The organism is Fibrivirga algicola, from assembly GCF_011742925.1.
GTDB classification, from domain to species: Bacteria; Bacteroidota; Bacteroidia; order Cytophagales; family Spirosomataceae; genus Fibrella; species Fibrella algicola.
In genome coordinates this window covers 70,647-82,838 of record NZ_WAEL01000001.1, presented here as the reverse complement: position 1 = coordinate 82,838, position 12,192 = coordinate 70,647, and the positions used below count along the sequence as shown (strand labels likewise).

Annotated in this window: 13 protein-coding genes; 6 read left to right on the top strand and 7 right to left on the bottom strand. The window is 53.1% G+C overall.

Annotated elements, in window-relative coordinates:
* Positions 1 to 373: 373 nt before the first annotated feature.
* The 4 genes from F7231_RS00340 to F7231_RS00325 form a co-directional block, all read right to left on the bottom strand.
* Entirely contained in the window at positions 374 to 1,531 is a 1,158-nt protein-coding gene (locus tag F7231_RS00340; RefSeq protein ID WP_166690503.1) for a cysteine desulfurase family protein, read from the bottom strand.
* Positions 1,532 to 1,540: 9 nt separating this feature from the next.
* On the bottom strand, positions 1,541 to 2,653 hold the full coding sequence (locus tag F7231_RS00335; protein WP_166690502.1) for an XdhC family protein: 1,113 nt from the start codon (positions 2,651 to 2,653) through the stop codon (positions 1,541 to 1,543).
* Positions 2,654 to 2,823: 170 nt separating this feature from the next.
* Complete coding sequence (locus F7231_RS00330; protein WP_166690501.1) at positions 2,824 to 3,888, bottom strand: toast rack family protein; 1,065 nt, start codon at positions 3,886 to 3,888, stop codon at positions 2,824 to 2,826.
* A gap of 117 nt (positions 3,889 to 4,005) precedes the next feature.
* A complete protein-coding gene (locus F7231_RS00325; protein ID WP_085410586.1) occupies positions 4,006 to 4,515 on the bottom strand; it encodes a PspC domain-containing protein in 510 nt (169 codons plus the stop codon).
* 270 nt (positions 4,516 to 4,785) lie between these two features.
* Here F7231_RS00325 and F7231_RS00320 point away from each other — a divergent pair, with 270 nt between their 5' ends.
* On the top strand, positions 4,786 to 5,856 hold the full coding sequence (locus tag F7231_RS00320) for a serine hydrolase (protein ID WP_166690500.1): 1,071 nt from the start codon (positions 4,786 to 4,788) through the stop codon (positions 5,854 to 5,856).
* Between the two features lie 49 nt (positions 5,857 to 5,905).
* Here the strand turns inward: F7231_RS00320 and F7231_RS00315 are convergent, their stop codons facing one another.
* A complete protein-coding gene (locus F7231_RS00315) occupies positions 5,906 to 6,496 on the bottom strand; it encodes a hypothetical protein (protein WP_166690499.1) in 591 nt (196 codons plus the stop codon).
* A gap of 132 nt (positions 6,497 to 6,628) precedes the next feature.
* Positions 6,629 to 7,357, bottom strand: coding sequence for a copper homeostasis protein CutC (locus F7231_RS00310; protein ID WP_166690498.1), 729 nt, complete (start codon positions 7,355 to 7,357; stop codon positions 6,629 to 6,631).
* Positions 7,358 to 7,536: 179 nt separating this feature from the next.
* Here F7231_RS00310 and F7231_RS00305 point away from each other — a divergent pair, with 179 nt between their 5' ends.
* Together F7231_RS00305 and F7231_RS00300 are read left to right on the top strand one after the other, a co-directional pair.
* On the top strand, positions 7,537 to 8,571 hold the full coding sequence (locus tag F7231_RS00305) for a DUF6807 domain-containing protein (RefSeq protein WP_166690497.1): 1,035 nt from the start codon (positions 7,537 to 7,539) through the stop codon (positions 8,569 to 8,571).
* A 122-nt stretch (positions 8,572 to 8,693) separates the two neighbouring features.
* Positions 8,694 to 9,350, top strand: coding sequence for an ABC transporter ATP-binding protein (locus F7231_RS00300; RefSeq protein ID WP_085414970.1), 657 nt, complete (start codon positions 8,694 to 8,696; stop codon positions 9,348 to 9,350).
* A gap of 319 nt (positions 9,351 to 9,669) precedes the next feature.
* Here the strand turns inward: F7231_RS00300 and mce are convergent, their stop codons facing one another.
* Entirely contained in the window at positions 9,670 to 10,083 is a 414-nt protein-coding gene (gene mce / locus F7231_RS00295) for a methylmalonyl-CoA epimerase (protein WP_085410591.1), read from the bottom strand.
* Between the two features lie 149 nt (positions 10,084 to 10,232).
* Here mce and F7231_RS00290 point away from each other — a divergent pair, with 149 nt between their 5' ends.
* The 3 genes from F7231_RS00290 to F7231_RS00280 all read left to right on the top strand — a co-directional run bounded on the left by F7231_RS00290 (position 10,233) and on the right by F7231_RS00280 (position 12,155).
* Entirely contained in the window at positions 10,233 to 10,559 is a 327-nt protein-coding gene (locus F7231_RS00290; protein ID WP_085410592.1) for a HesB/IscA family protein, read from the top strand.
* 123 nt (positions 10,560 to 10,682) lie between these two features.
* On the top strand, positions 10,683 to 11,492 hold the full coding sequence (locus F7231_RS00285; protein ID WP_085410593.1) for a sensor histidine kinase: 810 nt from the start codon (positions 10,683 to 10,685) through the stop codon (positions 11,490 to 11,492).
* A gap of 6 nt (positions 11,493 to 11,498) precedes the next feature.
* On the top strand, positions 11,499 to 12,155 hold the full coding sequence (locus F7231_RS00280; RefSeq protein ID WP_085410594.1) for a response regulator transcription factor: 657 nt from the start codon (positions 11,499 to 11,501) through the stop codon (positions 12,153 to 12,155).
* The last annotated feature ends 37 nt before the right edge of the window (positions 12,156 to 12,192 follow it).

Genomic DNA, 12,192 nt, shown 5'->3' with positions numbered 1-12,192 from the left:
TTTACTGACCGCCATTAAAACTACTACATCATTCGAATTAACCTATATCAAATTCTTAAATTATTTAATAATTCAAAATATTTATTGGCGTAATATCAATTTTTCAAAATAGTATATCATCAGTAACAAAGCTCTATTTGTAGCAGGTTAGAGAAGTTACCTTTATCAGCACTGGCGCAAAAAATGGTACTATTCGTTTATTAATTTAACCCAACCACAGAAGGAGTATACACAAATTGACTGCGCATAAAAAAACCCTGACCTACTTATACGGTAGATCAGGGTTTTACAGGGGATAATCAGGCGATCCAGTGAGCCTGTATTGAAGGCAGATCGTTTAGACGTTTTTTTACTTCCTATTGGTCTATCGCGGTCAATGAACGGCCGAAACGACATTTCGCAACCGACTAACTACCTGTACTACCTGCTGTATTGCCTGTTCGATATCGGTTTCGGTCGTAAAACGTCCCAGACTGAAGCGCACCGAGCTATAGGCCAGGTCGTCGGGGAGGCCCATGGCTTTCAGCACGTGTGACGGATCAGTAGACGCGGCGGTGCAGGCCGATCCGTTCGACACGGCAATGTCATTCAGGCTCATCAATAGCGCCTCTCCATCGACCTGCGCGAAGGCCAGATTAGTCGTATTTGGTAGTCGATGGCTTTTGCTACCAGTTACCTGCACGCCGGGCAGTTGGGCGAGGATACCCGCTTCCAGCCGATCGCGTAGTTGGGTGAGACGGCTGGATTCATCGACCAGCAGGGTTTGAGCCAATTCGGCAGCTTGCCCCATTGCCACAATGCCGGGTACGTTCAGCGTACCCGACCGGCGGCCACGCTCGTGCCGCCCCCCATCCTGTTGAGCAACAAGACGCGTTTTTTGCCGAACGAACAAGCCGCCAATGCCTTTAGGGGCGTAGAATTTATGGCCTGAGAAACTAAGCAGATCAACTGGCAGATCAGCCAGGTTGATAGGCAGCTTGCCAACCGCCTGGGTAGCGTCGGTATGCACCAGGCTATTGTGTTGCTTCGCCAGGGCAGCAATGTCGGCCAGCGGCTGTATAACGCCCGTTTCGTTGTTGGCCAGCATTACCGAGATCAGTATGGTATCCGGGCGAAGCGCCGCCGCCACCTGCTCAACCGAAATAAGCCCATCGGCGCCGGGAGGCAGGTACGTTACCTCGGCCCCAAGTTGTTCCAAATGCTGGCAGGTGTCCAGCACGGCCTTATGCTCGGTGGCAACGGTGATGATGTGGTTTCCCCGATGCGTATTAGCTTCAAATACGCCTTTCAGCGCCAGATTGATCGACTCGGTAGCCCCGCTGGTAAACACCAGTTCGTTGGGCAGGGCACCCAGCAGGGCCGCTACCTGTCGCCGCGCCCGATCAACGCCTTCTTCGGCTTTCAGGCCAAATACGTGCGTTCGAGAGGCCGCGTTACCAAAATGCGTAGTCAGGTAAGGCAACATCACGTCGAGCACTCGCTGATCAACGGGTGTAGTGGCGTTGTAATCCAGGTAGATGGGGTAGTGCATGGGCGCTGCTTACTCGCGTTCGTGAATAGGAGCCTGCCGTAATCGAAGCGACGAGCCATCGCGGCCAGATAACACCGCTTTTATTTCGGCAACGATCGACAGGGCAATTTCTTCGGGTGAGGTAGCCCCAATGTCGAGGCCAACCGGCGCGTGTACCCGTTCTTCCAAGCTAATGAATACACCTTCAGCGGCTAATTCCGTCACCATACGCTCGGTACGTACCCGTGGACCAAGCACGCCCACAAACGGCGCATTGGTGGCCAGCGCTTTGGGCAGATTGGCCCGGTCGGTGTTGAAATCATGGGCCATCAGGATAAATGCTGTTTGTTCATCGATGGGGATCGTATCGAAGTCAGCGGGGGCAACCAGGGCGTTAGCCTGGCTGAAAAACGCCTTCGTTATCTTCTGCGGGTTAGCTACCACCGTTGCCTGCCAGCCCAACTCATTGATCAGGCGCACCAGTGGGTACACATCGTATTGCTGGCCCATGACCACCACATGCGGCACGGGCGGAATTACTTCTACAAACAGTTCGATTGACCGGCCGTCAGATAAACCGAGGCTCACGGGAGCGGACTTCCCTTTGGCGATGTACTTCCGCACAACGTTGTCGAGCAGTTCGATTGCCTGCTCATCACCGAATACAGACAGACTGTCGGGGCCCGAATACACCCGCATATCACCAATGGTGAGCCCCTCAACCAAGCCATTCACCTGGGTAACGGTGAGCAAGATGTGAGTTTGCCGGTCGCTGGTAACACAATCTTTCAGCAGGTTGATGGCGGTGGGCTCAGCCTCGTTGATCGGTGCAATCAGCACGTCGATGATGCCGTTACAGCCTAGTCCAACGCCAATCTGATAGGCATCATCGTCGGTGGTATCGTAAGTGACCAGCGTGGGCCTGGCCTGGGCCATAGCCAGTCGGGCGCGTTTGAGGGCATCTCCTTCCAGGCACCCGCCACTTATGCCGCCAACCCACATACCATTATCCATGATCAGCATTCGGGCGCCCGTTCGCCGGTACGACGATCCTTCAACCCGAACCACTGTAGCCAGAGCCGCTTTAGTGGTGGCCGGATTCATGTTTTGGTAAGCAGTCAGGATATTGGAAATCTCTTTCATGATGGTTTTTATACGCTTCTTTAGAAACACCAAACGCACCGCGGTGTTACACGCCTCACAAAAGAACTAACGGTTTTCAACTACTGGCAGTTGCCAACGAATCATAAAAAAGCCGCCCGGCTGGTAGGCAGGGCGGCTTTGCGGTAAAGGAAAGGGTAGTCTAATAACAATTAGTAACGTGACACCTTGAGGCTGGAGAGGCCTCCATCGTAGCGAATCGTAATTTTTTTGGTCGACGTATTGTAGTTGGGGCTCAGGTACGTGCTGCTGCCAACTTTATCAAAATCATCGTCGATATCGGTGGAGTTCAGGCCACCATCGGTCGTGATCTTTACACCCGCTGTTTTAGGCACTTTGATCTTAACGGACGCCATGCCCGACGAGATTCGCACATCTGACTGCGCGGCCCTATCACCGAGGCGAAGGTCAAGGCTCGCGGCCCCGGCTTCCACTTTCAATGCCTTCACGGCGTATCGGCTAAGATCAAAATCGGCGGCGCCAGCGCCAAAATCCATCTGCATGTCCCAGAGTGGGCTTTCGTTCAGCTTCACCACCACTTCACCGAAATCAGAATCGCCATCATCATCGAATAGACTGATGTTGTTGCTGCTTCCTTTGGCGGGCGACAGGCGAACGGTTGGAATTTGCGTACCGACCCGGTCAATGCTCATGCTGTACAGATTCACAGCTTTGGTACGGGCATCAATCAGTTTAGGCGTTGTATCATCCATTTTGAATTTTGCGGCCCCTCCTTCCAGTCTGAACCGGGCTTCGGCTGGTGCTGGTACGGGCATGTCTTCCATGAACGTTCCAGCCTTTAAATGGCGATTCGTATCGAAGTCATCGTCGTCGTCATCCTCATCGTCGTCGTTATCATCGTCCATATCCATCGATGGTGGATTAGGAACGCCGGGCGGACTAGGCGGGCTGGGCGGCGAAGGCGGATCGAACCGCATGGACAAGTCGCGGTCTTCCCGGTAACTATGATGGCGCCCGATGTAACTGAATAACCAGAACGGTAAAGCAACCGCCAGTAATCCCGTAGCCACAACCGACATGACGGGCGTTGTAGTCCGTAGAATCAGCGCCGCACCGCCTAAGATGAGCAACACGGGCCAGAGCGTACGCACAAAGTGCCAGTCGGGCATTGGAAACAGGTTCCAGTTACGGGCCAGAAACAACACGCCCAGTGTGACGCAGGTGAGGCCCCAGAAAAAATTACGATTCGTATTCATGATGAGCAGTTTAGGGGGTGACAGGCGCGGAGAAGCGGGCCTGGAAAAGGAGGTGTTGCATACGCACTGGCAATAACACCCGCTGCCCCAGGCCTAGAACGCCCCGCTCTTCGCCCATTACACCTGGTTGATAGGCCGGTTTGGGTCGTAGGGATCGTTTGTCGGCGGTGTGGGCGGCGTAGGATCGTTGTCGAGGTAGCTCGACGAATTCGCTCTCCGGTCACGATCTCTCAGGATCAGCCAGGCACCGAAACCGATCAGCAACAGGGGCCACACATCGCTGAAGTCGATGTCTGTATAGCGCTCGAGCAGGGCGAACACGCCGATGATAATCAGAACGGCGCCACCAATGAGGTTACCGTTACGCTTTTGGTCAGTAGACGACATAGAAAAAGCTGGGTTTGAAAAAACGGTTGTTTGCGATTGAGAAGACAACCCAAACCGGCGTTCGGGCAAGACAATCCACAAGATAATATATAGGATGAATGCTGGTGCCGACGGAATGAAGAGTCCGGCGACAAACAGTACCCGGATCAGCGTCCGATCGATGTCGAAGTAATGGGCCAGTCCGGCCGCCACGCCCCCGATCTGTGCTTCGTCGAGGTAACGTTCCAAACGTTTTTCCATGTCAGTAGGTATCTTCTGTTGAAGTATGGGTCAAACGTACAGGGTGGGTGATAAACGGCAAATGGAGTTAGTAAGAACGGGTGCCCGTTTTGATGAAGGGCCGTTTTCATCGTTAGTTGGTAATACATAGTAGCGGGCATTAGCTTGCTAATCCGACGCTACTTTTGGATGTCCTCCCCCGTTTATCGGTCTGGATGGCCATTTGTCAAAAGAGATTCTAGTCTATTAGCCCTACCGCCGATCTTCCGGCTATCAATCGTCCTTTACGCTATGCGCTTATTTTTGCTTGCCTGCCTGTTTCTGTCGGGAACGTACCTGGCCACTGCTCAGTCACCCAGCCCTGACCCCGTCGTTGATTTTCTGCGCACCTATCCGACTCGGTCTGCCCTATACTTAATTCGGAATGATACGGTACTCATCAGCCAGCGGCCCGACCAGAAAATGCCATTGGCCAGCGCCGTGAAAACGATCATTGCCATTGAGTTTGCCCAGCAGGCTGCTGCGGGGAAGATCGACCCGAATGAACGCATACCGCTGACTGACGTAGACCTATATTACCTGCCCAACACCGACGGGGGCGCACACCCGGCCTGGAAGCAGCGACTGGCGCAGCAAAACCTTATCAGCAACGGTACCGTTCCGCTGCTCGACGTCGCCAAAGGCATGATCATGTTTAGCTCGAACGCCAACACCGAATACCTGCTCGACCGGCTGGGGCCAAAGGCGGTGAACGCGAACCTGAAAACGCTGAAACTGCCCAACCACGACCAAATCTACCCGATCGTGGCGGCTCTGATGCTGTATTCTGCCGCCCCTGCTGATTCGGCAAAAGCGGCAAAGGCAGTTCGTAGCTTATCGGCCAACGCCTACGCCGCCCGCTGTCAGGCCATCCACGAGCAGTTGAAAAACGACCGGTCAGGTGCGTATAAGCAGGGGTTTATCTTTCCCGACATGAACCTGCAAAAGAGCTGGTCAGATCGACTACCGGGGTCTACGGTACGGGAGTATGCCTCGGTGATGCAGAAGATCATTTCCCGCACGTACTTCCCCACTGCCGTGCAAACCGTACTGGATTCGATCATGGAATGGCCGTTTGTGGCGAATCCAGGGAACAAGGACGTCTATAAGCACTTGGGCATGAAAGGGGGCTCAACGGCCTTTGTGCTCACCAACGCGTTTTACGCCGAAACAACGAAAGGCAATCGAGTAGCCGCCGCCGTGTTCTTCAACAACCTCACTGCCGCTGAATTCAGCCTACTAAGCAAGGAGTTGAACAACATCACCATCCGCTGCATTAGCAAGGCTCAGTCAGCCGCGTTGGCAGCGGCACTAGTGAAGTAATTGGTCAGAGAACAGGTCAGTATAAACCCGGATCGGCTAACCACTTAGCTCAGGAGATTGATAACAGAATACTTGTATAAAGCCGCCAGGAAGTATCCTCTTTTCGGTCAAACAAGTAAAGCGTTGCGGCTGAATTTTCGGGTCCATGATACTGGTACACTGAAAAAATCGCCTTGGAATGATCGGCCGAAAAGATAACAGGTGAAAGGAACAGTGGGCCCAGAACAGTACGAAATTTTCTTCTTCGATTAGTCACCCCGCCACTTCCGTCTCTTTTGTACATAGGGCCAGCTTTTGACAACAGCCGAACCTTGGTTTTGGTAGCGAACATGTCTGCTAGTCTACCATTACGTACGTTTTTTATCTGGATAGCAGTCAAAAAAGCAGACCAATCCGGTGCATTAACGAGCCGCTGTATGGCTGGGTTCAGCGTTCTACCGCTAAGCTGACGAAAATCAACATCCTGAAGTTGATGAACCGTTGTGCTATCCGCAACAACGGCATACGAATAGGAACTACTTGCTGCCAGTAGGTTGATTACCGCACCGTAAAGCTGATAGGTTTCCTCTGGTACGTTCGTTCGGTTGAATGAACATAAGGATAGGACTACAAAGTAGGTTAAGAATTTGATGCGTTTCATACGTTGACTATTCATTCATAAGAGTGGGCTCTATCCGTTGATCCCCCATACCGATCAGGCAGGTTTCAATTGTCACTTTTTGGCCTGCGGACCTATCCCTGCCAATAACTCTGTTTCACCTGTAATAACACGTCAACGAACCTGGTCAACCACCGCCCGAATAGCCGTCTCGCTGCTTTGAAACCGTTCGTACTCGCCGGGTATGGTGCTGGCCATAGGTACGTCATTGCGCCGGAATTGCATCGGGCTTTCAGTGGTTATACTCCCGCTCAAATGCAATGCCGACACACCTGCCTGGGCCAGTTGCACCGCGTTCTGCCCGTTTACGCCTGAGCCCGCCATGATCGCAATTCGTCCGGCAGCCTGTTTAGCCAACGCGTCCAGCAAGGAAAGCGCATCGATGGCCCGCGCCTGTTGCCCCGACGTGAGCACCGTACCGATACCCAGCTCGATTAATGTTTCCAAGGCTTCGGCGGCGTCGATGGTGAGATCAAACGCGCGATGAAACGTAATTGGCAATGAATAAGCCCGCGCTATCAACCGGCGAGTCGTGTCCCGATCTACACGACCATCGGGCAGCAACGTACCCAGTACGATTCCATCGGCACTGGCTTGTCGGGCAGCATCGATATCGGCTTCCATCACGGCCAGTTCAGCCGGTGAATACACGAAATCGCCACCCCTGGGTCGAATCATAACAAATACTGGCAGTGATGTAGCCGCCTTTGCCGCCCGAATCAGGCCCAGACTAGGCGTTATTCCTCCCTCGGCGCGGGCCCCACAGAGTTCAATCCGGTTAGCCCCAGCCCGTTCGGCCGCCAGGCAGTCATCAACCGAGTAAGCACAGACTTCGATGATCATAAAAAATGAGTTTGAGGTTTTTCGTTTGGGGGTTGTGGTTGCGCTGCTTGTGTATGTTGTTTCGTCAGAGGCTGCGTAACCACGAACCCCAGACAACAAACCTCGAACGTCAACCCAGTTTTAAAAGTAGAACAGACACCCATTCGGGTTTCTATGGCTACAAATAACCTGCGAAAACAATGCGTCTGTCAAGTCTTTGCGTCGCCTCCCTTCTGATTTTATTCATAGCGGCCACCCCGCCCAAAAAACAGCGCGTTACACTGAAACGGGAAACCGGTCGGGTAGCGGTGCTGGTAGATGGGCAGTTGTTTACCGCCTATATCTACCCGGGGCCCGATGTGCTGAAAAAGCCAGCGCTGTATCCGATCCTGACCGCGTCGGGCAACCCGATCACGCGGGGTTGGCCCATGGATCCTCGCCCCGGCGAACGTGTTGACCATCCACACCACGTAGGGCTGTGGTTCAACTACGGCGACGTGAACGGGTATGACCTCTGGAATAACTCGTCGGCCGTTGACCCCAAGGGGATGTATGGTACGATTGTCAACACCAACATTGCCCGGCTGAACGAGAACGGCAACAGCGCCGAACTGACCGTTGAGGCCGATTGGCAGGATAGGGACGGCAAGCCGATGCTGCACGAAACAACGCAGTTTACGTTCTCGGCCGATGGCGCCACCCGCCGTATTGACCGGCAAACCACGTTGAAAGCCGTGGGGAACGACGTCATTTTCAAAGACAATAAAGAAGGCATGCTGGGCCTGCGCGTTGCCCGGCAACTGGAGCACCCATCTACCAAGCCCGATCTGTTTACCGACGCGTCGGGTAAAACCACTGCCGTGCCAAAACTCGACAACGAAGGGGTGACGGGCAAGTACCATAGCGCTGCCGGCATTGATGGTGATGCTGTTTGGGGGACCCGCGCGCCCTGGGTTACGCTGACAGGTACGTTACCCAAAAATGAACCGGTGGCCGTCACCATCATCGACCACCCCGCCAATCCGGGCTATCCTACCTACTGGCATGCCCGTGGCTATGGCCTGTTTGCGGCGAACCCAATGGCCCCAAGCGTTATGTCGAGCGGAAAAGAGGCGCCCATGAATTACACGCTGAAAGCTGGTCAGTCGGTAGTTTTCCGGCATCGTGTGCTCATCACCGAAGGTACCCAAAATGATCAGGCGCTGAATAAAGAAGCAGCCGCCTTTGCGAAATAACTTGCTGGTGCGCGGATCGGGCGGATTTAATGGGACTGACGCAGCGGCGGACCGTCTCTTTAAATCCGCCCGATCGGCATACTACCTTTTTCCACGTACTGTCTCGTGCTATTTTTGTGGCGATGTCGCTGTTAACTGCCACCAATCTACGTCGTGCCTACGGGCCGTTACCTGTATTGAATGAAGTAAGCCTGTCGGTTGCGGCAGGTGAGGTTGTTTCCATCGTGGGCGCGTCCGGGGCGGGCAAAAGCACGCTGCTTCATATTCTGGGCACCCTCGACCGTCCCGATTCGGGTTCGGTGCGCCTGGCCGATCAGGATGTTTTTTCGCTGAACGATACCCAGCTAGCCCGCTTTCGGAACGAGAAGATTGGCTTCATTTTCCAGTTTCACAATTTGCTCCCCGAATTCACGGCCCTCGAGAACGTGTCAATTCCGGGCTTCATCGCCAATCGTGACGAGCGGGATGTAAAGCAACGAGCCGAACAGCTATTGGCTAAGCTCGGACTGGTAAATCGGCAAGGTCATTTCCCATCGCAGTTATCGGGCGGTGAGCAGCAACGCGTAGCCGTAGCGCGGGCGCTGATCAACCAGCCAGCCGTTGTCTTTGCCGATGAGCCCAGTGGCAACCTCGATTCACGCAATGCCGAAGAACTTCATCAGCTCTTCTTCGACCTGCGCGACGAATTCGGCCAAACGTTTATTATCGTAACGCATAATGAACCCCTGGCAGCCCTGGCCGACCGGACTATTACCCTACGCGATGGCCAGGTTGTATGACCAAGACTACCTACTTACCCGTATTTCCCGGCCTGGCGGTGAGTAGCTCTGCTTACACCTACACCCCTTTTTTAAGGGTAATCTACTACTAAAACTGGTCCTACGAAAATTTTAATGTGTAGTCAGCGCTTTGATAATTAGCCATTTACATAGTCTGCATAAAATTTTTATTACCTCTTGAACTGAATAATGAGATTTCTGCTTTATACTTGTATCGAAAAGAAAAGTTTTTCATAACGTTGAGTAAATCAGAAAGCCAAGGGGGAATCTCGCTTGGCTTTTTTGTTTGTAGTCGGGTCTGGAAATTTACCCGTTCAACTTACTCTTGTACCGAAACTTCCTGGCAGAGTTCAATCAACACGCCATTGGTTGTTTTAGGGTGCAGAAAGCACACCAGCTTGTTGTCGGCTCCTCGCTTAGGCGTCTCGTTCAGTAGTGTAAACCCCTCCGATTTTAACCGGGCCATTTCGGCCTCAATGTTGCTCACCTCGAAGGCCAGGTGATGAATGCCTTCGCCCCGCTTTTCTAGGTACGTGGCAATGGGGCTGTCAGGCCGGGTGGGTACCAACAGTTCTATTTTGGTCTGATTGACCTGGAAGAACGAAGTCATTACGCCCTCCGACGCTACTTCTTCTGACTTGTAAGGCTGAGCATTTAGCAGGCTGGCAAAGAGGGTGTTAGAAGCTGCCAGATCGCGAACGGCAATGCCAATATGTTCTACATTAGTAAACATTTTCGGGAGGGGGTTACGTGGTCGGTGCGACGAATCATGTGTTCAGTACGGGAGGCATGAACTTTTCGACGACTGGAGACCGTTTTTGATGAAAGGAATGATGGTATCATTGTTCCGCAGACTTTATTCATACATTATTCACTGATGCCATGGTAACGGTAACGGAACAAGCCAAAGATAAGATTGTTGAACTACGCCAGAAAGATGGCCTCACCGATGATTTTGCCATTCGGGTAGCGGTGCAGGGTGGCGGCTGTTCAGGCCTGATGTATGATCTTCAGTTCGACACCGCTCAGCAACCAACCGACCACATCGTAGAAGACAAAGGCATTAAGATTTATGTAGATCGTAAAAGCCTGCTCTATCTGGCTGGCACCGAACTGGATTTTTCTGACGGGTTAAACGGAAAGGGATTTCAATTTAAGAATCCCAACGCCTCGCGTACGTGCGGTTGCGGCGAAAGCTTCTCCGTGTAAGCCAACCGTTTACATTTTTTTTGTACCGAATACGTGAAGTGACCGCCCTAAAGTTGTAATACGTTGGGCGGTCATTTATTTTTATCAGACTACTACTAGTTGTACTCGGTCTTGGATCCTTACATGAAGTTCTACATAGCCGTGGGCTCGGCGATGTTACTGGTGATGACCATGTTCATCATCCTCTTCGTGGCATTTTACCAAAACCGGCAGGTACGTCACCAGTTGGCCCTGAACGAACTGCGTGAAGCCTACCGCAAAGAGCTCATGGAAGCTACTTTCAACGGGCAGGAAGTAGAGCGCCGCCGCCTGGCCCGCGACCTGCACGACGAGATCGGCACCATGTTGTCCGTCACCAAGCTGAGTCTGAATCAGTTGGAGCGAAAGCTAACCAATACCCCGGAAGACAGTCTGCATGTTCAAAAAACCCGGTCACTGCTCGACGAGACGATGAGTAACGTGCGGCGGATCAGCCGCGATCTGGTACCAACCACCCTCGAACGCTTCGGACTGCTGGCTGCTATCGAAGAGCTCACCGAAAAGGCCAGTGGCCCCGATGTAGCCGTGCTGCTCGAAGCCCCCAACTCGCTGGAGCGCATTGCCCCCGCCCAGGAGCTGATGTTCTACCGGATTGCGCAGGAGTTAATCAATAACGCCATTAAACATGCCGCCGCCACGCAGGTCGAAATCCAGTTTTTGTACCTCGATGACTCGGTACGTATGTCGGTGCTCGATAATGGCAAAGGGTTCGATTATGACGAAGCGGTGAAAGACCGACGGAGTGGCTTAGGGTTACGGAATATCGAAAGTCGGCTGTCAGTAGTGGACGGGCATGTTACCTTTGACGTGGCACCTGGGCGAGGCTCACGGGTACATGTTCAGGCGCGCCTCCACACAGTCGTTCCTGAAGAAGTGGTCCCGGCCACGGCATAAAAGACAATGGCAAAGATCAAATTAGCCTTAGTAGACGATCACAACCTGTTTCGGCGCGGCATTGCATCGATTTTGGGGCAGGTGGCCGACTTTGAACTAGTACTGGAAGCCAGCAATGGTCAGGAATTTATTGATAAAATTCCCCGGCGGGTTCCCGACGTTGTCCTGCTCGATCTTCAGATGCCGGTGCTCGACGGTACCGCCACCGCCGATTACCTGCGCGAGCATTATCCGATGATCAAGATCATTGTGCTCACCATGCACGATGAAGACCGGATGGTGCTGCACCTGCTCGAAAAGGGCGTGAGCGGCTATTTGCTGAAAGATTCGGACCCCGACGAGGTAGAGCGCGCCATTCGGAAGGTGATCGACGAGGGCGTTTACCTCAATGAATTCGTATCGCGGGCCATGTTGCGGAAGATGACCAACAAGACCACGGTGGTGAAGCAGTCGACGTTGTACAACAGCAAAATACTGTTGTCGGAACGGGAAAAAGAGGTGCTGAAACTCATCTGCGAAGGCATGTCGACGGCAGAGATCAGCGATAAGATTTTCCTGAGCCCCCGTACCGTGGAAGGACACCGCCTGCGGATTCTGGAGAAAACCGGCACCAAAAATACGGCGGGCATGGTGGCCTATGCCTTCAAAAACGGCCTGGTGTAGGTACGTTCCCGCCGCTGGTTCAGGCGGCAACCCACCT